Genomic DNA, 1194 nt, shown 5'->3' on the forward strand with positions numbered 1-1194 from the left:
CTTTGCGTTGAAATAGTGGATGGGTGTAATGGAATCCTTGGTCAGAATGCAGGATTGTACTCGGATGGAACTCGTGACTCACAGCCTGCTTTAGCTTATTTAAAGTCTCGTAAACGATATCCATTTCTAATGAAGTGGATAAATGGTACGTAACGATTTCTTTTGTGGCGGCATCTTTTACGCAGGATAAATAAGCTTTTTGGCCTTTCCCATAATAAAGATAGGTAATGTCAGTAAGCAGGACCTTCCCTGGCAGCTCCTGATTGAATTTACGATTCAGGAGGTTTGGACAAGTAAGGTGCTCCCTGGTTGCCTTGGCTATCTTCCGATATGGGTTGATCCTTCTGATTTTTGCGAAGAGATGATATTTTGCCATCAAACGTCTGATTTTCTTATGATTCATGACGGCCGAATAATCATTTTCCATAACCATTTTGATCTGGAGGGCGCCTACTTTTTCCTTTTTACTGAGGAATATATTTTTAATTAATTCTATGTCCAAATCATCCTGTTCCTCGCGTAGCTCACGGGTTGGAGCTGCCTTTAACCAATCATAGTAGCCACTTCGACTTACACCAGCCAATTTGCATAGATAGGAAACAGCCTTCTTTAACTGGTATCGCCTGATCGTTCTTTCAATCAGATAGAACTTCTCAGCTGCAGCTAGAATTATTTCTTTTTCAACGCCCGCCTTTCTAACTCTTCCAGCTTTTTTAGGAAGTCATTTTCTGCTTCAAGGAATTTAATTCTCGCTTCGGCCTTCCTAAGTTGTTCCTCTACAGACTGAGGCTTGGAAGTGGGGCGTCCTGGACTTCCTTTTCCACGGCGTTCCGTAAGAAAGCCTTCCTCACCAAACCTTTCAAAGGTACTACGCCAGCGCTGTAGGCAACGTTTGGGTTGTTTCTTTCCAATTATTTCGAGATTAATTCCCTGGTCAATGAAAATTTGAGAGGGGGCTTTCCCTTTTTTATATTCCTTAACAGCTTTTGTCTTAAATTCCGGACTAAAGGAAATAGATCGCTCGGAAGCACTAATGATATTTGGATTCTTTTCAAGTTCTTTAATCTGAAATTCAGTATATAGATTCTTACTCATAGAAACCCTCCGTCCATACTCATTACATCTATTGAAACATAAAAAAACCCGGATAAGGGACACTTTTTTATGTGTGTCCGTTATCCGGGGTATAGTTCA

At 40.8% G+C, this 1194-nt stretch carries 2 protein-coding genes; both read right to left on the reverse strand.

The annotated features are described in order from the left end of the window. Positions 1 to 673: IS3 family transposase (locus tag IOC57_RS25475; protein ID WP_309487770.1), on the reverse strand; the 673-nt coding region annotated here is incomplete at its 3' end. Further along, a complete protein-coding gene (locus IOC57_RS25480) occupies positions 670 to 1095 on the reverse strand; it encodes an HTH domain-containing protein (protein WP_207441366.1) in 426 nt (141 codons plus the stop codon). The genes IOC57_RS25475 and IOC57_RS25480, both read right to left, overlap by 4 nt. Positions 1096 to 1194: the final 99 nt, after the last annotated feature.

The organism is Bacillus sp. SD075, from assembly GCF_017355165.1.
Taxonomy (GTDB): Bacteria; Bacillota; Bacilli; order Bacillales; family DSM-1321; genus Peribacillus.

Excerpts from the sequence above, each read along its gene's own strand:
- IOC57_RS25480 (WP_207441366.1), bottom strand. The coding sequence starts at position 1,095 with ATGAGTAAGAATCTATATACTGAATTTCAGATTAAAGAACTTGAAAAG.